Raw genomic sequence first — 17,590 nt, 5'->3', positions numbered from 1 at the left:
TGCCCGCCTACGAGACCGTCACACCCGCACCGGCCCCAACGCCTCGAAGTGCCCGCGCTTCTGCAAATACGCCAGCAGCATCAGGCTCGGGATCGCCACCAGTACGCAGATCACGAAGAACAGCGCCCAGCCCGTCGTATCCGCCACGAAGCCGGCGCCGGATGACAGATAGGTCCGCCCCACCGCCGCGAGTGCGGTGAGCAGCGCATATTGGGTCGCCGTGTGCAGCGGGTTCTGGCACAGCGCGGAGAGGTAGGCGACGAAGATCACGGTGCCGATCGCGCTGGTGAAGTTCTCCGCGCAGATGGCGAGCGCCAGCGCCCATTGATTGGTGCCGACGATGGCGAGCCATGAGAACGAGAGGTTGGCGAGCGCCTGCACCACGCCGCCGATCCACAGGCTCGTCGCGAGCGGATAGCGCCGCGCGACAAAACCGCCGGCGAAGCCGCCGATCAGCGTCGCGGCGAGACCGACGCCCTTCACGATTGCCGCATAGTCGTTGCGGGTGAAGCCGAGATCGATCACGAACGGCGCCGTCATCGTGCCGGAGAAAGCGTCGGTGAACTTGAACAGCACCACGAAGGCGAGCGCAGCGAGCGCATCCTTGCGCGACAGGAATTCCGAGAAGGCGCCGATCGCCGCATGCAGCACGCGCGCGAACGCGGTGTCAGCCTGTGTCGCCGCCTCGGCCCGCGCCGATTGCTCGGGCTCAGTCGCGACCAGCGCCGTGATCGTGCCGATCAGCACCATCGCCGCCATCACCACATAGCCCCACATCCATGCCGATGGTCGCGGGATGCCCGTGCTCTCGAAGCCCGAGACGATGAACAGCGCGCCTGCGGTCGAGACCAGCATGCCGATGCGGTAGGCCGCGACGTAAGCGGCCATGCCCGCGGCCTGCTCGCTCTCCGGCAGGCTCTCGACGCGGAAGGCGTCGACGACGATGTCCTGGGTCGAGGACGTGGTTGCGACCAGCAGCGCACCGAGCGCGACATAGAACGGCGAGCTTGCGGGGTCGGCCATCGCCAGCAGCAGGATCGCGGCGATCAAGAGGGCTTGCGAGAACAGAAGCCAGCCGCGCCGCCGGCCGAAGGCGCGGGTGAACAGCGGCACATGCATCGCATCCACCAGCGGCGCCCACAGGAATTTCAGCGTGTAGGGCGTGCCGACCAGCGCGAACAGCCCGATGGTCTTGAGATCGACCCCGGCCTCGCGCATCCACACCAGCAGCGTCGATCCCGACAGCGCCAGCGGCAGGCCGGAGGAGAAGCCGAGAAACAGCACGATCAGCACCCGCGGCTGCAGGTAGACGGCAAGGCTCTCGCGCCAGCAGGTGGCGGGTGCGGCGGTCACGGCAGGGGAGGTCGCGTCGGGTGCGGTCATGGGGCGGTGTTAGCAGATTCTGGGGGAGATGCCTCGTCTCCCTCTCCCCGTTCTTACGGGGAGAGGGCGGGTGAGGGGCCACTCTCCACACAGGAGGTCGACGATGGACCTGTACCCCCTCACCCGGATCGCAAGAGCGATCCGACCTCTCCCCGCAAGCGGGGAGAGGTGAAGGCATCACTCCCCCGCCTGGAGCTTCCTTGGAAACAGCTCTGCCGCCCCCGCAGCCACCAGCCGCGGTCCCTCCACCGCATCGCTCTTGCTGAAATCGAGTTCCTCGATGCGCCCGGCGCGCTTCTCGATCTTGTCGGCGGAGATCAGCACCTGGCGGACGTCCTCGTTCACGTCGGCAAAGTGCTTCTGCAGCTTGAGCACGCGGTCGCGCAGGCGCCCCAGGTCGTCGCCGAGCTTGATCACCTCGGTGCGGATCTGGTCGGCCGCATCGCGCATGCGCGCGTCCTTCATGATCTGCTGCATCACCTGGATCGCCAGCATCAGCAGCGAGGGCGACACCAGCACGACGCGGGCGCGATAGGCCTTCTGGATCACGTCATCGAAGCCGTCATGGATCTCGGCATAGACCGATTCCGACGGCACGAACATCAGCGCCATCTCCTGAGTCTCGCCGGCGACGAGATATTTTTCCGCGATGTCGCTGACATGCTTCATCACGTCGCCGCGGAGCCGCTGCGTGGCAACGCGCCGCTCCTCGTCGGTGCGGGCGTCGTGCAGCGCTGTCATGGCCTCCAGCGGAAACTTCGCGTCGATGCAGAGCGGGCGCTGGTCCGGCAGGAACACGACGCAGTCCGGCCGTTTTCCGGTCGAGAGCGTGAACTGGAACTCGTAGGAACCCTTGGGCAGACCGTCCTGGACGATCGCCTCCATCCGCGCCTGGCCGAAGGCGCCGCGCGACTGCTTGTTGGCGAGCACGTCGCGCAGGGTGGTCACCTGCGTGGTGAGGTCGGTGAGGTTCTTGTGCGCGTTGTCGATGATGCCGAGCCGTTCATGCAGCGCGCGCAGGCTCTCCATGGTGTTTCGGGTCGAATGTTCCATGGACTGGCCGACCCGATGCGTCACCGAATCCAGCCGCTCGTTGACCGCCCGCGCCATCTCGGCTTGGCGGCCGGCGAGCGCCTGGGTCATGGCGTCGACCCGCCCAGACGCCTCGCTCTGGGCACGTAGCACTTGCGCGAGGCGCTCCTCGAGCTCGTCGGCCCGGATCGCGTGCGCCATCGCGAGTTCCGCACCACGCCGCCCCGCGCGCGCGATCACCACCGCAATCACAACCAGCAGGATGAGGACGAGCGCACCGAAGCCGATCAGCGCATCGATCGTGCGCACCGGCCAGTCGCCCAGCATGACAATGATCTCGTTCATGCCAGCCGTTCTAGCCGATTCGGCCGCCACGGCGAACGAATAGCGAACGACGACGGCTAATCGCCCCCTAATCTTTATGGTTAACGAGAGGCGAAGTTTTATGGTTAGCGAGGGGTTAACGGGTTCCGGGCCGCATTGACCGCATCCGGCGCGCGGCTTAAATCGCGGCCATGGCCTTAAGAGAAATTATCATCCTGCCCGACAAGCAGCTGCGCCTGGTCTCCAAGCCGATCGAGAAGGTCACATCGGAGATCCGCAAGCTTGCCGACGACATGTTCGAGACCATGTACGACGCGCCCGGCATTGGGCTGGCCGCGATCCAGGTCGCGCAGCCCTTGCGTCTGATCACCATGGACCTCGCCAAGCGCGATGAGAGCGGCGAGACCAAGCACGAGCCACGCGTCTTTATCAACCCTGAAATCATCGCCTCGTCCGAGGAACTGTCGGTGTACGAGGAAGGCTGCCTCTCGATCCCCGAATATTACGAGGAGGTCGAGCGGCCTGCGAAGGTGCGCGTGCGCTTCACCGATCTCGACGGCAAGGTGCACGAGGAGGACGCCGAAGGCCTCTACGCCACCTGCATTCAGCACGAGATCGACCATCTCAACGGCATCCTGTTCGTCGACTATCTGTCGAAGCTCAAGCGCGACCGCGTCATGAAGAAGTTCGAGAAAGCCGCCAAGCGCGCGGCGGAGTGAATTGCAAGCGCTTGGTGTCGCGGCACGCTCCGCTCCGCTCCCTCCCCCCTTGTGGGGGAGGGTAGGGGAGGGGGTAGCCCAGCAAATGGTTTAATTGGGCGAAGCATTAATTCGCGCTTGAGCCGCGAGAGCGCGTCGTGTGGCACCCCCCTCCCTAGCCCTCCACCACAAGGGGGGAGGGAACGTACCTGAGTCCTTGTCATGCCCCTCCGCCTGATCTTCATGGGCACGCCCGATTTCTCCGTGCCGACGCTGCTCGAGCTGGTCGCGCATGGTCACGACATCGCGGCCGTCTACACCCGCGCGCCGAAGCCGGGCGGGCGGCGCGGCCTGCAATTGCAGCCGACCCCGGTCGAGGAGGCCGCGCGAAAGCTCGGCATTCCCGTGCTGACGCCGAAAACGCCGAAGACGCCGGAGGCGCTGGCGGAGTTCCGCGCCTTTGAGGCGGACGCGGCCGTCGTCGTCGCCTATGGCATGATCCTGCCGCAGGCGATCCTCGATGCGCCAAGACTCGGCTGCTACAATCTGCACGCTTCGCTGCTGCCGCGCTGGCGCGGCGCTGCGCCGATCAACCGCGCCATCATGGCCGGCGATGCCGAAAGCGGCGTGATGGTGATGAAGATGGATGTCGGGCTCGATACCGGCGACGTCGCCATGGTCGAGCGCATCGCGATATCAGACAGCATGACCGCGCAGGACCTGCACGATCGCCTCTCGCGGCTCGGGGCCGACCTGATGGTTCGCGCGATGGCCGCGCTCGAACGCGGCGGGCTCCAGCTCAAGAAGCAGAGCGAGGACGGTGTCACCTACGCCGCAAAGATCGAGAAGGCCGAGGCGCGGATCGACTGGACCAAGCCCGCGCGCGCGGTGCTGCGCCACATCCATGGCCTCTCGCCGTTTCCCGGCGCCTGGGCCGAACTTGGTGATGCGCGCGTCAAAATCCTGCGCTGCGAATTGGCGAATGGCTCGGGCGAGCCCGGCGCGGTGCTCGACGATCTCCTCACGGTCGCCTGCGGCGACGGCGCCATCCGCATCATCGAGCTGCAGCGCGAGGGCAAGGCCCGCATGCAGGCCGCGGACTTCCTGCGCGGCGTGCCGTTGAAGTCGGGATCCAAGTTCACCTGACACTTCGTCATACGCGGGCTTGACCCGCGTATCCATCTTCTAACAAGACTCTTTCCTCGGCGATGGATTGCCGGGTCAAGCCCGGCAATGACGTCGAATAGACTGGACACGATGCCCCGCTACAAGCTCACCATCGAATATGACGGCGCGCCGTTCTTCGGCTGGCAGGTGCAGGACACGCTGCCGTCGGTGCAGGGCGCGCTCGAGGCGGCCGTGAAGGCGATGACCGGGGCGGATCTGCGCGTGCACGGTGCCGGCCGCACCGATGCCGGCGTGCATGCCCGCGGCCAGGTCGCTCATGTCGACGTCGACAAGCCGTTTCCGCCGGGCCGTTTTCGCGACGGGCTCAACGCGCATCTGCGCCCGCATCCGATCGCGGTGCTGGAAGCCGAGATCGTGCCCGACGATTTCGAAGCGCGCTTCTCGGCGGTCAAGCGCCATTACCGCTATCGCATCGTCAACACCCGCGCCAATCTCGCGCTCGATCTCGGCCATGCCTGGCGCGTGCCGCGCAAGCTCGATGCCGACGCGATGCATGCGGCGGCGCAGCGCCTGCTCGGCAAGCACGATTTCACCACGTTTCGCGACACCGAGTGCCAGGCCAAGTCGCCGGAGAAGACCCTCGACCAGCTCGACGTGATTCGCGACGGCCGCGAGATCAATGTCATCACCTCGGCGCGCTCCTTCCTGCACAGCCAGGTGCGCTCGATGGTGGGATCCTTGGTCTGGGTCGGCGAGGGCCGCTGGACCGCGGACGATCTCTCCGCAGCACTCGCCGCCTGCAACCGCGCCGCCTGCGGCATCGTCGCGCCCCCCGAAGGGCTGTATTTGATGAAGGTGGAATATTAGCGCCTGATACCGCAACGGGCGTCATGGCCGGGCTTGTCCCGGCCATCCACGTGCGTCAACATGTGCTCATGCATGGCGGATGGGTCTATATCATGGCAAGCGCACCCAACGGCATTCTGTATGTCGGTGTGACGAGTGACATCGTCCGTCGCATCTACGAGCATCGAAATGGACTCGTGCCTGGCTTCACAAAGAAGTACGGCGTTAAGCTACTCGTCTATTTCGAGCGTTATGAAGACATCCAAACTGCCATACAGCGCGAGCACAATATCAAGCACTGGTCTCGGACGTGGAAGGTCAGGCTGATCCTCAGGGATAGTCCCGAATGGAAGGATCTGTACGACACGATTATCCAGTAAGGGTTGCCAAGCTCTCTCCACATCGTCATGGCCGGGCCTGTCCCAGCCATCCACGTTCTTGTTGTTAGTGGCGCCGAAGAACGTGGATGCCCGGGCAAACCCGGGCATGACGGCAGAACGTTTGGCGATATCCAGTCTAAGCAAAATACCGCGCCAAAATCCCGCGATACACCCGCGTCAGCTTTTCCAGATCGACCACCGGCACGCGCTCGTCGATCTGGTGCATGGTCTGCCCGACCAAGCCGAACTCGATCACGGGACAATAGCTGGAAATAAACCGCGCATCCGAGGTGCCCCCCGAGGTCGACAGCTCGGGCTTGCGGCCCGTCACCTCTTCGATCGCGGACACCGCAAGATCGGTGAACGGCCCCGGCTTGGTCACGAACACGTTCGAGTTCGATGGCTCCCAGACGATGTGGGCCTTGATGCGGTTGCCGCAGGCCTTGGCGAGGCGCGTCTCCACCAATTCGCGCAGGCTCGCCTGGGTGTGGTTGTCGTTGTAGCGGATGTTGAATCTTGCGCGGGCCTCGCCGGGGATGACGTTGAAGGCCTTGTTGCCGACATCCACCGAGACGAATTCGAGATTGGAGGCCTGGAACTGCGCGCTGCCGTGGTCGAGCGGCTCGTCGGAGATCGCCACGATCAGCCGCGCAATATCCGGCACCGGATTGGAGGCGCGGTGCGGATAGGCGACATGGCCCTGCACGCCGTCGACGACGAGCGTGCCGGATTGCGAGCCGCGCCGGCCGACCTTGATGGTGTCGCCGAGCGTCTCGACGTTGGAAGGTTCGCCGAGCACGCAATGGTCGAATGTTTCGCCGCGCTCGGCGACCCATTCGAGCAGCTTGATGGTGCCGTTGATGGAGACGTCTTCCTCGTCGCCGGTAATCAGGAACGAGATCGAGCCCGCACCGTCCTCGCGCGGCTTGCCGCCATTGGCGGCGAGATGCTCCAGCACCGCTGCGACCGAGCAGGCGATGCCGCCCTTCATGTCGACCGCGCCGCGGCCATGCAGCACGCCGTCCTTCACCTCGCCGGAGAACGCACCGACGCTCCAGGCGCTCTCGTCGCCCGGCGGCACCACGTCGGTGTGGCCTGCGAAGGTGATGTGCGGGCCTTCGGTGCCGATCCGCGCGTAGAGATTGTCGACGTCGGCGGTGCCTTCCTCGCTGAAGGTCACGCGGTGACAGGTGAAGCCGGCTGCTGTCAGGGCTTTTTCGAGCACCCCGAGCGCGCCGGCATCGGCAGGGGTGACCGAGGGGCAGCGGATGAGGTCGCGGGCGATCGAGAGAGCGTCGGTCATGCGCGTGCGATCAATCCCGCAGCAGCTCGTTGATGCTGGTCTTGGAGCGCGTGCGTTCGTCGACGCGCTTGACGATGACGGCGCAGGCGGTGCTCGGGCCGATCTGGCCGTTCTTCATCGGCTTGCCGGGCAGCGCGCCGGGCACCACCACGGAATATTCCGGCACTTCGCCCATGAAGACCTCGCCGGTCTCGCGGTCGACGATCTTGGTCGAGGCACCCAGAAACACGCCCATCGCCAGCACCGCGCCCTTGCGCACGATCACGCCTTCGGCGACCTCGCTGCGCGCGCCGATGAAGCAATCGTCCTCGATGATGACGGGCTCGGCCTGCAGCGGCTCGAGCACGCCGCCGATGCCGGCGCCGCCCGAGATGTGCACGCGCTTGCCGATCTGCGCACAGGAGCCGACGGTGGCCCAGGTGTCGACCATCGTGCTCTCATCGACATAGGCGCCGAGATTGACGAAGGACGGCATCAAGACGACGTTCTTGGCGATGAAGGCCGAGCGGCGCACCACCGCGCCCGGCACCGCGCGGAAGCCGGCATCGCGAAAACGGTTCTCGCCCCAGCCTTCGAACTTGGAAGGCACCTTGTCCCACCAGGTCGCCTTGCCCGGGCCGCCGGGAATGACGCCCATGTCGTTGAGGCGGAACGACAGCAGCACGGCCTTCTTCAGCCATTGATTGACCTTCCACTTGCCGTCGCTCCCGCGCTCGGCAACGCGGGCCTCGCCCTTGTCCAGGATCTCCAGCGACTGGTCCACGGCCTCGCGCACCTCGCCCTTGGTCGTGGTCGAGATGGTCTCACGCGCCTCGAAGGCGCTGTTGATCGTGGATTCGAGGGCTGCAAGGGACATCGTGATTTCCTCTGGGGAGCGCGTGGTTTCGCGGGAATTGGAGCGCTTTTTCGGGATTTGACAGAGCGGAGTCAAGGCAAACTCCACCGTTACCCATACTCCGCTGTCGTCCCGGACAAGCGCGCCCTAAGCGCGCGCCGATCCGGGACCCATCCCCACAGGAAAAGGTTTTGCGAAGACTCGGAGTTGCCAATCTGGTGCTACGACTGGATCCTGTGGTTATGGGTCCCGGGTCTGCGCTGACGCTTGCCTGGGACGACGGCGGTTATTGTGGCGACAGCTCCGCCAAGAACCCCGCCAGATCATCCGTGACGTGGTCGACATGGGCCGCGTCCCGGCCTTCCAGCTCCCAATCCTCGCGCACCACCTCCTTGGTGCCGTCGGGCACCACCAGCACGGTGGTCATGCCGAGCCGGTGCGGGACGGTGAGGTTGCGGGCGAGGTCCTCGAACATTGCGGCGCGGGTCGGATCGACGGCATGGTCGCTCAGGAACTTGCGGTAGGTCTGCTCCGCCGGCTTCGGTTCGAACTCGGCGGCGATGATGTCGAACACGGCGTCGAAATGGCCGGCGAAGCCGAGCCGCGCCAGCACGGCATCGACATGGTCGACCGAGCCGTTAGTCAGGATGAGCTTGCGGCCCGGCAGCTTTGCGATGGCCGCGCCGAGCGCCGGGTTCGGCTCCAGCGGCGAGTGGTCGATCTTGTGGACATAGGCGAGATAGTCGTCGGCGCGGACGCCATGCAGGGTCATCATGCCGCGCATCGTGGTGCCGAAGCGCCGGTAATAATCCTTCTGGATCGCCCGCGCTTCCTCCGGGCCGACGTTGAGCCAGTTGCAGACGAACTCCCCGATCCGCGCATCGACCTGCTGCCACAGATTGACGTGATGCGGATAGAGCGTGTTGTCGAGGTCGAACACCCAGGTGTCGACGTGGGCGAAGCTGCGGGGTGGGCTCATCACAGGTTCCTCGCTCATGGCACGGCAAAGCGCAGCGTCTTGCCGCCGCTCGACATGTCCACGGCGCCGAAGCCCGTCGGCGCAAAGCCGCGCGCACCGCAATCGGTCTGCTCGCTGGTCTCGAACTTGGTCTCGCGTGTGCAGAGCTGCCTGTCGCCGCCCCAGTTCAGCGGCTTGTCCTTCAGCTTGACGACGCGGTTGTCGGTATCGACCGCTTCCGCGAAGCTGAAGATCTGTTTCGGCTGGCCGGTCACATCGGGGTGCAGGCAGGTCTTGGGATCGATGCGATACCAGCCGCGGCTGGTCACCGCCTTGCCGTCGTCGGTCGCGATCGCCGCCATCACCTTGTGCGGCGTGTCGTTGCACCAGGTGAGGCCGGTCGCGGACGGCGTCTGCACCGCATCGACCATGGTCTTGAAGAAGTTTTGCGAGCCCACGATGTCGGCCGACAAGCCCCGGCTCTTCAGGAAGGCGGCCAGCGCGGCTTGCGTCTTCGGCCCATCGACACCATCGATCGGCGCGGCGTCGTAGCCGGCGATCACCAGCAGCCGCTGGATGCCGGCGAGGCGCGCCTGCTCGTCGTCATATTCGGAATCCTCGGCGAGATAAGCGACGAGGTTGCCGTCCGCGGCTTGTGTCGGCGTCACCTGCGTGAACGGGACCTGGGTCTGGCCGCTGCGGCACTGCCGCGCCGCCGCGATGACGAAATTGTCCTGCGCGACGCACAGCATGTCGTTGCCGCTTTGCGGGATCGGGGACGCGCCGTAGACGCCGAGCGCGCGGGCGTTGAGCAGGATGCGGTCGGCAGTCAGCGTGCCCTGCACCACAACGCGGCAGGCGGCGGGATCGATCCTGAACCAGCCGCGTGTCGCGGTGGCCGCCTTGTCGTCGATGCCGATCGCGGCCTCGACGACATAGGACATGCGGTTGCAGATCTTGAGGTCGGCGATCGCCGGCGCGGAGGAGAAGACGAAGGAGACAGCTGCGGCCGGCAGCGTCATCAGGAAGCGGGTGAGGGGGGAGCGGCGGTGGTGCCGCTCTCTCCGTTCGTCATGGCCGGGCTTGACCCGGCCATCCACGTCTTTGCCACGAGAAGAAAGGTCGTGGATGCCCGGGCCTTCGCCGCGCCGAAGCGGCTTCGGCCGCGCAGGCGGGACAAGCCCGGGCATGACGGCTCTCGTGCGTGGCGTCTCTCGTCTCACTTGTGGATCAGCGTGCCCGTGCCCTGGTTGGTGAAGAGCTCGAGCAGCACCGCGTGCTGCATCTTGCCGTCGATGATGACGACGCCCTCGACGCCCTGCTCCAGCGCGTAGATGCAGGTCTCGACTTTCGGGATCATGCCGCCGGAGATGGTGCCGTCGGCGATCAGTTTCCGCGCGTCTTTCACCGACAATTGCGGGATCAGCTTCTTCGACTTGTCGAGCACGCCGGGCACGTCGGTGAGCAGCAGCAGGCGCTTGGCTTTCAGCGCACCGGCCACGGCCCCTGCAAAGGTGTCGGCGTTGATGTTCAGCGTCTGGCCCTCTTTCGAGGTTGCGAGCGGCGCCAGCACCGGGATCAGCTCGTAGCCGATCAGCTGGTTGAGCAAAGTGAGGTCGACCTTCTCGGGGTCGCCGACGAAGCCGAGGTCGACCGCCTTCTCGATATGTGAGTCCGGATCGACGATGGTGCGCGTCGTCTTGGTCGCCTTCACCATGTTGCCGTCCTTGCCGGACAGGCCCACCGCCTTGCCGCCGGCCTCGTTGATGTAGCCGACGATCTGCTTGTTGACGGAGCCGGCGAGCACCATCTCGACGATCTCGATGGTCGCGGCATCGGTGATGCGCAGGCCCGCCGCGAATTCCGAGACGATGCCGAGGCGCTTGAGCATGGTCGCGATCTGCGGTCCGCCGCCATGCACCACCACCGGATTGATCGCGGTCTGCTCCAAGAGCACGATGTCGCGGGCGAAGTTCTTCGCGGTCTCCTCGTCGCCCATGGCATGGCCGCCATATTTGATGACGATGGTTTCCTCGTCATATTGCTGCATGTGCGGCAGCGCTTCGGACAGGATGCGGGCCTGGTCGAGCGGAGAGATGTCGGTCATGTCGCGGTCTCGCTGGCGGGTCGAATGGTGCGCGTTCTATCCGATTGGCGAGGACAGCGCAAAGTATGCTCTTACCCTCCCCTGGAGGGGGAGGGTCGCTACGCATGCAGCGAAGCGGAATGCGTAGCGGGGTGGGGTGACGGTCTCTCCGCGATGAGCAGTGCCCGAGTGGAGAGATCACCCCACCCCGGCTCATATTTCGCTACGCTCAACATGAGCCGACCCTCCCCCTCCAGGGGAGGGTAAGAAAGAGAGCGCTATTTTTTCGCCACCACCGCCGCCGCGCTCACCGCCAGCCAGCCCAAAATCATCACCGTTCCGCCCGTCGGCGCCGCCATCGGAAACAGCGCGTGCCCGGCATATTGCCGCAAAGTGAGGTCGCCTGCGAACAGCGCGGCACCGATCGCGAAGCCGAACGCTGCCACGAGTCCAATTCCGCCGTGCAGAAGGCCGCGCGTCAGCAAGGCGACGGTCGCGAGCACGGCACTTGCATGAAACAGCAGCATGGCGCTGGCGGAGGCAAGTCGGCTCGCGTCCGCGCCATGGGCGGCGGCGGCGGCCAGCGCAACGCCGGCGGCGCCCATCAGGCCGGCAAGCCCGATCAGCAGGCGCTGCGCCGGCATCACGAGGCCCGCTCTTCCAGCAGCTTCGCCATCGCGGCGCGAAGCTCGGCCATGCCGGTCGCGCTGCGCGACGATGTCGCGAGCACGGTCGGGAACGCGGCCGGGTGTTTTGCCAATGCGGCCTCGGTCTCGGCGATGCGTGCCTGCAGCTCGGCGGCCTTCACCTGGTCGGCCTTGGTCAGCACGATCTGGTAGCTGACCGCGGAGCGGTCGAGTGTCTTCAGCACTTCGAGATCGACGTCCTTGATCCCGTGCCGCGCGTCGATCAGCACGTAGACGCGCGCGAGACTGGCGCGTCCGAGCAGGAACTTGTGGATCAGCTCGGTCCAGGACGCGACCTGGCTTTTCGGCGCCTTGGCATAGCCGTAGCCGGGCATGTCGACGAGACGCAGGTCGTTCTTGCCGGGGACCTCGAAGAAGATCAGCTCCTGGGTGCGGCCCGGCGTATGCGAGGTGCGCGCCAGCGCGTTGCGCCCGGTGAGCGCGTTGATCAGGCTGGACTTGCCGACATTGGAGCGCCCGGCAAAGGCGATCTCCAGCCCCGCAATCGGTGGCAGCGTTTCGATCGAAGGCGAGGCCCAGATGAACTGCCAGTCGCGGGCGAACAGTTTTCGCCCAGCCTCGATCAGTCGCTCGTCGGTCTTGTCGTTCATGCGAGCGGTCTATCCTCTCGTCATGGCCGGGCTTGTCCCGGCCATCCACGTCCATCTGTCGGGCATCCTCCTAAACGTGGATGCCCGGGACAAGCCCGGGCATGACGAAGTGGAGGCATTTGCGCCCGCAATGACGACGACTACGTCGCCTTCCTCGCGAACGTCGCCTTGAGATTGTCGAACAACTCCACCTTCACGCCGTTGCGGCGCATGATGTAGCTCTGCTGCACCACCGAGAGCAGGTTGTTCCAGGCCCAGTAGATCACGAGACCTGCCGGGAAGCCCGCCAGCATGAAGGTGAAGATCAGCGGCATCCAGTTGAAGATGATCTGCTGCGTCGGATCCGGCGGCGTCGGGTTCAGCTTCATCTGGAACCACATCGTGATGCCCATGATGATCGGCCAGATGCCGAGCGCGAGATATTGGCCGAACACCGGGATCGTGGTCGGATCGAACGGGATCAGCCCGAACAGGTTGAACAGGTTGGTCGGATCCGGCGCGGAGAGGTCCTTGATCCAGCCGATGAACGGCGCGTGCCGCATCTCGATGGTGACGAACAGCACCTTGTAGAGCGAGAAGAACACCGGGATCTGGATCACCACGGGAAGACAGCCGGCAACCGGATTGATCTTCTCCTTGCGATAGATCTCCATCATCTCCTGCTGCTGCTTCACCTTGTCGTCGGGATAGCGCTCTTTCAGCGCCTGCAGCTGCGGCTGGATCGACTTCATCTTCGCCATCGAGGCGTAGGACTTGTTCGCCAGCGGGAAGAACAACAGCTTCACGATCACGGTGACGAGCAGGATCGACCAGCCGAAATTGCCGAAGAAGCGGAAGAAGAAGTCGAGGCCGAGGAACATCGGCTTGGTGATGAAGTAGAACCAGCCCCAGTCGATCAAGAGATCGAAATGGTTGAGGCCGAGCTCCTTGTTGTAGCCGCCGAGACCTGCGAACGGGAACACGCCGACGACGCCGGCTTCCTTGGCGCCGGCGAACAGCCGCGCATTGGCGGTCGCGGTGCCGCCGATGGCGACGGTGACGGGATCGAGCAGATAGTCGGTCTGATAGGTGTGGAGATTGCCGGACGGGTTCGAGGAGAAGCGCGCCTGCAGCTTGGCATTGGTGTCGGGCAGCAGCGCCGAGGCCCAGTACTTGTCGGTGATGCCGAGCCAGCCGTTGGTGACGTTGCTGAAGTTCACCTGCTTGGCTTCGTCGACCTTCTTGTAGGCGTATTCCTGCAGGCCCTGGTCGCCGAGATAGCCGATCAGGCCTTCATGCAGGATGTAGTAACCCGAGACCTGCGGCGCGCCGTGGCGCGAGATCAGCGCGAACGGATAGAGCGTGACGGGCGCATTGCCGACATTGCTCACCTCGTCCTTGACGGTGAAGAGATAATGGTCGTCGACCGCAATGGTGCGGCGGAAGGTGAGGCCCTCGCCATTGTCCCACTTCAGCACCACCGGGCTCGTCGGCGTCAGGCTGCCGCTGCCCTCCTGCTGCCAGACGGTCTGGGCGTTCGGCATCTTCGCCGTCACGCCCGTCGCCGCCACCCAGCCGAACTCGGCGTAATAGGGCTCGGCGGTGCCTGACGGCGAATAGAGGATGATCGGCGGCGATTTCGGGTCGACGGTTTCGCGGAATTGCACCAGCGCGATGTCGTCGATGCGGCCGCCCTTCAGCGAGATGCTGCCGGCGATCCGCGGCGTGTCGATCTTGACGCGCGGGCTGGCGGCGATGGCGGCCTCGCGGGGAACGACCGACTGGGGCTGGCTCGCGGCCGGCGTTGCCGGCTGGGCCGCGCTGCCCGGCGTCGCCGGCGCGCCGCCTGGCGTCGCCGAGGCGGTCGGCTGCGGCGTCGTTTTCTGGAGCTCGGCCTGCGCCTGCTGCTGGGCGCGCTGCTTCTCCATCTGCGGCACGTTGTAGAAATACTGCCAGGCGATCAAGACCAGGCCGGACAGAATGACGGCGAGGATGGTATTGCGGTTGTCGGTCATCTCGATTGTCTCGTCATCAATCCGGTTTGCGGCTGGCAGCTCGGGCGTGACCCGGCCTGTGGCCGCGCGCTTTGGCCGTATGCCGCGCGGGCTTCGTGAAGGCTATGCGCAGATCGTCGAGCATGGTGGCGAAGTCGCGCGAGAGCGCGTCCCTTCGTCCGACCAGGACATAATCATGGTGGGGCTGCATCGATGCCGGATCGAGCCGCTTCACCAGTTCGCGCAACCGGCGCCGGATGCGATTGCGCTCGGGGGCGTTGCCGTTCTTCTTTGTGACGGTGAAGCCGATCCTGACAGGGCCGGAATCATCGCGGCGGCGGCTTTGCAGAACGAACGCGGGACTATTCACCCGCGCGCCATTGGCAACGGCGAGGAAATCCGCCCGCTGCCTCAGCCGATCCATGATGAAATCCCAAAAAGGGGGTCCGGCTCAGGCGCTCAGACGCTTGCGGCCGCGGGCGCGGCGGGCGGCGAGAACCTTGCGGCCGCCGGCAGTGGCGAGACGGGCGCGGAAGCCGTGACGGCGCTTGCGCACCAGTTTGCTGGGTTGATAAGTCCGCTTCACGGGTTTTTCTCCGCTGACCGGGCAATTTGCCTGTAGAATTGATGGTAAAGTCCGGAAGATGCGGCCCAAAACGGGCCCTTTTCGGCCCCAAGAGAGCCGCTCCCGGTGTCGCACCGGGTCATCGCGGACAATTCGCGCGGCTTATAAGGGAGCGCCTTGTTTTCGTCAACGCCGCACAAGCGCGCGATTTTGGTGAATATCGCTGTTTGCGCGGCGTTTTTAACCCTTGAGGTGGCGACTCGCGCTATCCGCGCTTACATCCCACTTTGGCAGATTAGCGATCCGTAATTTGACCGGGCTTCGGTCGGGTCGCATCCTCCATCAGCCAAGGTCAACAGGGGCGAGTTTCGTGGCAGCCACAGATCGCCAGCCGATCCAGGATCTGGATCAGCCGGACCCGCCGGCGACGAGGCCCCGCGGCTCGCGCGGGCTCGGGCTGTCGGGCAAGCTGCTGCTGCTCACCGTGCCCCTGGTGATGATCGCCGCCAGCCTGCTTTACGTGCCCGCCATCGCCAATTTCTGGGTCAACCGGCTCAACGACCGCGTTGCGGCCGCCAACACCGCGGCGCTGGTGCTGGATGCGGCGCCGCTCGGCATGGTGCCCGATTCGCTGTCGCGCCAGATCCTCAAAAGCATCAATGCCCGTGCTGTCGCCATCAAGATGGGCCAGCAGCGCCGGCTGCTCGCGAGCGACAACATTCCCGCCGCGATCGAGCACGACATCGACCTGCGCGACATGACGGCCTGGGAGGCGATCACCGGCTCGTTCCGGATGATGCTGGAGACCGGCAACCAGGCCATCCGCATCGTCGGCCCCGGCGTCGGCAATGCCCAGTTCATCGAAATCGTCACCGACGAGCTGCCGCTGCGGCAGCAGATGTACCGTTTCTCCCGCAACGTCGTCGTGGTCGCGCTGATCATCGCAGTGCTGACCGCGGGTCTCGTCTATCTCGCGCTCCATTATCTGTTCGTGCGGCCGATGCGGCGGCTGACCGCGAGCCTGGTCGGCTTCCACGAGAATCCCGAGAGCTCGGCCGGCATCATCGTGCCGAGCCAGCGCAGCGACGAGATCGGGGTGGCCGAGCGCGAATTATCGGACATGCAGCGCGACCTGATGTCGATGCTGCATCAGAAGAGCCGGCTCGCCGCCCTGGGCCTCGCCGTCTCCAAGATCAATCACGATCTGCGCAACCTGCTCGCCTCGGCCCAGCTCTTGTCGGACCAGCTCGCCAGCGTGCCGGATCCGCGCGTGCAGCGCTTTGCACCCAAGCTCGTGCGCTCGCTCGAGCGCGCCATCGCCTTCTGCCAGTCGACATTGTCCTACGGCCGCGCCCAGGAGGCCGCGCCCGACCGCCGCATGATCCTGATCGAGCCTGTGGTGATGGAGGTGCGGGAAACCGCGGGGCTCGCCAACGACGCCTCGATCGCCTGGGTCGCTGCGATCGAGCGCGGGCTCACGGTCGATGCCGACCCCGACCAGCTGTTCCGGGTCTTGCTCAACCTCGTCCGCAACGCCGCCCAGGCGCTTGAAAGCCATGCGGCGGGCGAGGGGCGTGTGCAGCAGATCCGGATCACCGGAAAGCGCGAAGGCGCCGTCGCGATTCTGGAGGTTTCCGACACCGGCCCCGGCGTCCCCCCGAAGACCCGGGAGCGCCTGTTCGAGGCCTTCCAGACCTCGGGCCGTCCCGGCGGCAGCGGCCTTGGCCTTGCCATCGCCGCCGAGCTGGTCCGTGCCCATGGCGGCGACATCCAGCTCGTCGAAGGCACCATCGGCGCCACGTTCCGCATCGTCATCCCCGACCGTCCCGTGGAACTGCTCTCCATCCGCAACGAGCGGCAGAGGGCGTAAGTCGGCCAGAGGCCGACCGAACGAGCGGACGCGATCTCCATACCTTCCGTCATTCCGGGACGACCCGAAGGGTTGGGCCCGGAATCCATAACCCCGGCTGGTGGTTATGGATTCCGGGCTCGCGACTGCGTCGCGCCCCGGAATGACGAGCTGAGATGCGGAAATGAGCCAAAATCTCCCCCTTCCGGACCTTGCCAATCCCGACAAGAGCGGTTAGTCAGAGCGCTCTTTCGCACCCCCTCCGGCTCCGCCGGGGGCTGCTTGCGGGCCCAGCCCGCGCTGTTTGCGAAACACGCGCCCGTAGCTCAGCTGGATAGAGCATCAGACTACGAATCTGAGGGTCGGACGTTCGAATCGTTCCGGGCGCGCCATTCTTCGACGGAAGGTCAGGACAGGACAGCACTGGTCGCCAGACCGGCCCGAGACCGGATGGCCGTGCCGTGTGGGGAGCTGGATGAGGATATCGCAGGCGTTCAAGTTCGAGGCGGCGCATCGGCTGCCAAACGTGCCCGAGACTCACCGGTGCAGCCGGCTGCATGGTCATTCCTATCGGGTCGAGGTCCAGCTGGACGGACCGGTCGACCCGCACACCGGCTTCGTCGCTGATTTCTTCGATATCGAGAAAAGCTTCGCCGGCATCATGGCCGCGCTGGACCACCAGTGCCTGAACGAGATCGATGGCCTAACGAACCCGACCGCCGAGAACATCGCGTTCTGGATCTGGGACCGGTTGAAGCCAAGCCTGCCGCAGCTGTGGGCGGTCCGGGTCTATGAAACGGCGGATTGCTGGGCCGAATATCAGGGGCAGTGACGACGGCCTGGCGCTGAGCCGGCCTGGGCCCGCCCGAGGCTCGGCGCGATCGAGCATCCGACTGAATCGGAGGGCGGCGTTCGAATCGTGCCCGGTGCGCC

Annotated in this window: 18 protein-coding genes and 1 tRNA gene; 7 read left to right on the top strand and 12 right to left on the bottom strand. The window is 65.4% G+C overall.

What is annotated here, in order from left to right; all coding sequences use genetic code 11:
• Nucleotides 1-18: 18 nt before the first annotated feature.
• Nucleotides 19-1,383 (bottom strand): AmpG family muropeptide MFS transporter, encoded by a 1,365-nt coding sequence (locus HZZ13_RS13415; RefSeq protein ID WP_197960048.1) that lies wholly within the window; start codon nt 1,381-1,383, stop codon nt 19-21.
• 177 nt (nt 1,384-1,560) lie between these two features.
• Nucleotides 1,561-2,760: a DNA recombination protein RmuC gene (locus HZZ13_RS13410; RefSeq protein WP_197960047.1), complete on the bottom strand. Its 1,200-nt coding sequence runs from the start codon at nt 2,758-2,760 to the stop codon at nt 1,561-1,563.
• A gap of 170 nt (nt 2,761-2,930) precedes the next feature.
• Here HZZ13_RS13410 and def point away from each other — a divergent pair, with 170 nt between their 5' ends.
• From def to HZZ13_RS13390, 4 genes are all read left to right on the top strand, one after another.
• Nucleotides 2,931-3,458, top strand: coding sequence for a peptide deformylase (gene def, locus HZZ13_RS13405; protein ID WP_197960046.1), 528 nt, complete (start codon nt 2,931-2,933; stop codon nt 3,456-3,458).
• Between the two features lie 201 nt (nt 3,459-3,659).
• Complete coding sequence (gene fmt / locus HZZ13_RS13400; RefSeq protein ID WP_197960045.1) at nt 3,660-4,583, top strand: methionyl-tRNA formyltransferase; 924 nt, start codon at nt 3,660-3,662, stop codon at nt 4,581-4,583.
• 111 nt (nt 4,584-4,694) lie between these two features.
• Nucleotides 4,695-5,432 (top strand): tRNA pseudouridine(38-40) synthase TruA, encoded by a 738-nt coding sequence (gene truA / locus HZZ13_RS13395; RefSeq protein ID WP_197960150.1) that lies wholly within the window; start codon nt 4,695-4,697, stop codon nt 5,430-5,432.
• Between the two features lie 23 nt (nt 5,433-5,455).
• The gene (locus HZZ13_RS13390; RefSeq protein ID WP_197960044.1) at nt 5,456-5,791 is read left to right on the top strand and encodes a GIY-YIG nuclease family protein; all 336 of its coding nucleotides are present in this window, start codon (nt 5,456-5,458) and stop codon (nt 5,789-5,791) included.
• A 136-nt stretch (nt 5,792-5,927) separates the two neighbouring features.
• Here the strand turns inward: HZZ13_RS13390 and dapE are convergent, their stop codons facing one another.
• From dapE to rpmH, 10 genes are all read right to left on the bottom strand, one after another.
• Nucleotides 5,928-7,094, bottom strand: coding sequence for a succinyl-diaminopimelate desuccinylase (gene dapE, locus HZZ13_RS13385; RefSeq protein ID WP_197960043.1), 1,167 nt, complete (start codon nt 7,092-7,094; stop codon nt 5,928-5,930).
• 10 nt (nt 7,095-7,104) lie between these two features.
• Nucleotides 7,105-7,950 carry a 2,3,4,5-tetrahydropyridine-2,6-dicarboxylate N-succinyltransferase gene (gene dapD / locus HZZ13_RS13380; RefSeq protein ID WP_197960042.1) on the bottom strand — a complete coding sequence of 282 codons (846 nt, stop codon included), beginning with the start codon at nt 7,948-7,950 and terminating at the stop codon, nt 7,105-7,107.
• 265 nt (nt 7,951-8,215) lie between these two features.
• Entirely contained in the window at nt 8,216-8,908 is a 693-nt protein-coding gene (locus HZZ13_RS13375) for a pyrimidine 5'-nucleotidase (protein ID WP_197960041.1), read from the bottom strand.
• Nucleotides 8,909-8,922: 14 nt separating this feature from the next.
• Entirely contained in the window at nt 8,923-9,909 is a 987-nt protein-coding gene (locus HZZ13_RS13370) for a DUF1036 domain-containing protein (RefSeq protein ID WP_197960149.1), read from the bottom strand.
• 197 nt (nt 9,910-10,106) lie between these two features.
• Nucleotides 10,107-10,994 carry an acetylglutamate kinase gene (gene argB / locus HZZ13_RS13365; RefSeq protein WP_130363552.1) on the bottom strand — a complete coding sequence of 296 codons (888 nt, stop codon included), beginning with the start codon at nt 10,992-10,994 and terminating at the stop codon, nt 10,107-10,109.
• A gap of 257 nt (nt 10,995-11,251) precedes the next feature.
• Nucleotides 11,252-11,617 (bottom strand): DUF423 domain-containing protein, encoded by a 366-nt coding sequence (locus HZZ13_RS13360; protein ID WP_197960040.1) that lies wholly within the window; start codon nt 11,615-11,617, stop codon nt 11,252-11,254.
• A complete protein-coding gene (gene yihA, locus HZZ13_RS13355; RefSeq protein WP_197960039.1) occupies nt 11,617-12,270 on the bottom strand; it encodes a ribosome biogenesis GTP-binding protein YihA/YsxC in 654 nt (217 codons plus the stop codon). Before yihA ends, HZZ13_RS13360 begins: the two co-directional genes overlap by 1 nt.
• A 140-nt stretch (nt 12,271-12,410) precedes the next feature.
• On the bottom strand, nt 12,411-14,264 hold the full coding sequence (gene yidC / locus HZZ13_RS13350) for a membrane protein insertase YidC (protein WP_197960038.1): 1,854 nt from the start codon (nt 14,262-14,264) through the stop codon (nt 12,411-12,413).
• A gap of 16 nt (nt 14,265-14,280) precedes the next feature.
• Nucleotides 14,281-14,667 (bottom strand): ribonuclease P protein component, encoded by a 387-nt coding sequence (gene rnpA, locus HZZ13_RS13345; RefSeq protein WP_197960037.1) that lies wholly within the window; start codon nt 14,665-14,667, stop codon nt 14,281-14,283.
• Nucleotides 14,668-14,694: 27 nt separating this feature from the next.
• Nucleotides 14,695-14,829, bottom strand: coding sequence for a 50S ribosomal protein L34 (rpmH, locus tag HZZ13_RS13340; protein WP_008542748.1), 135 nt, complete (start codon nt 14,827-14,829; stop codon nt 14,695-14,697).
• 349 nt (nt 14,830-15,178) lie between these two features.
• Between rpmH and HZZ13_RS13335 the strand changes: the two genes are divergently transcribed.
• From HZZ13_RS13335 to queD, 3 genes are all read left to right on the top strand, one after another.
• Nucleotides 15,179-16,678 (top strand): ATP-binding protein, encoded by a 1,500-nt coding sequence (locus HZZ13_RS13335; protein ID WP_197960036.1) that lies wholly within the window; start codon nt 15,179-15,181, stop codon nt 16,676-16,678.
• Between the two features lie 294 nt (nt 16,679-16,972).
• Nucleotides 16,973-17,049, top strand: a tRNA-Arg gene (locus HZZ13_RS13330).
• A gap of 83 nt (nt 17,050-17,132) precedes the next feature.
• Nucleotides 17,133-17,489 (top strand): 6-carboxytetrahydropterin synthase QueD, encoded by a 357-nt coding sequence (gene queD, locus HZZ13_RS13325; RefSeq protein ID WP_197960035.1) that lies wholly within the window; start codon nt 17,133-17,135, stop codon nt 17,487-17,489.
• Nucleotides 17,490-17,590: the final 101 nt, after the last annotated feature.

Origin of the sequence: Bradyrhizobium agreste (assembly GCF_016031625.1) — a bacterium.
Classification (GTDB): Bacteria; Pseudomonadota; Alphaproteobacteria; order Rhizobiales; family Xanthobacteraceae; genus Bradyrhizobium; species Bradyrhizobium agreste.
This window is presented reverse-complemented; position numbering and strand designations above follow the sequence as displayed.

What these genes read in the sequence shown, in the direction of transcription:
- HZZ13_RS13415 (WP_197960048.1), bottom strand. Translation starts at nt 1,383, where the DNA reads ATGACCGCACCCGACGCGACCTCCCCTGCCGTGACCGCCGCACCCGCC.
- HZZ13_RS13410 (WP_197960047.1), bottom strand. Translation starts at nt 2,760, where the DNA reads ATGAACGAGATCATTGTCATGCTGGGCGACTGGCCGGTGCGCACGATC.
- def (WP_197960046.1), top strand. Translation starts at nt 2,931, where the DNA reads ATGGCCTTAAGAGAAATTATCATCCTGCCCGACAAGCAGCTGCGCCTG.
- fmt (WP_197960045.1), top strand. Translation starts at nt 3,660, where the DNA reads ATGCCCCTCCGCCTGATCTTCATGGGCACGCCCGATTTCTCCGTGCCG.
- truA (WP_197960150.1), top strand. Translation starts at nt 4,695, where the DNA reads ATGCCCCGCTACAAGCTCACCATCGAATATGACGGCGCGCCGTTCTTC.
- HZZ13_RS13390 (WP_197960044.1), top strand. Translation starts at nt 5,456, where the DNA reads ATGGCCGGGCTTGTCCCGGCCATCCACGTGCGTCAACATGTGCTCATG.
- dapE (WP_197960043.1), bottom strand. Translation starts at nt 7,094, where the DNA reads ATGACCGACGCTCTCTCGATCGCCCGCGACCTCATCCGCTGCCCCTCG.
- dapD (WP_197960042.1), bottom strand. Translation starts at nt 7,950, where the DNA reads ATGTCCCTTGCAGCCCTCGAATCCACGATCAACAGCGCCTTCGAGGCG.
- HZZ13_RS13375 (WP_197960041.1), bottom strand. Translation starts at nt 8,908, where the DNA reads ATGAGCCCACCCCGCAGCTTCGCCCACGTCGACACCTGGGTGTTCGAC.
- HZZ13_RS13370 (WP_197960149.1), bottom strand. Translation starts at nt 9,909, where the DNA reads ATGACGCTGCCGGCCGCAGCTGTCTCCTTCGTCTTCTCCTCCGCGCCG.
- argB (WP_130363552.1), bottom strand. Translation starts at nt 10,994, where the DNA reads ATGACCGACATCTCTCCGCTCGACCAGGCCCGCATCCTGTCCGAAGCG.
- HZZ13_RS13360 (WP_197960040.1), bottom strand. Translation starts at nt 11,617, where the DNA reads ATGCCGGCGCAGCGCCTGCTGATCGGGCTTGCCGGCCTGATGGGCGCC.
- yihA (WP_197960039.1), bottom strand. Translation starts at nt 12,270, where the DNA reads ATGAACGACAAGACCGACGAGCGACTGATCGAGGCTGGGCGAAAACTG.
- yidC (WP_197960038.1), bottom strand. Translation starts at nt 14,264, where the DNA reads ATGACCGACAACCGCAATACCATCCTCGCCGTCATTCTGTCCGGCCTG.
- rnpA (WP_197960037.1), bottom strand. Translation starts at nt 14,667, where the DNA reads ATGGATCGGCTGAGGCAGCGGGCGGATTTCCTCGCCGTTGCCAATGGC.
- queD (WP_197960035.1), top strand. Translation starts at nt 17,133, where the DNA reads ATGAGGATATCGCAGGCGTTCAAGTTCGAGGCGGCGCATCGGCTGCCA.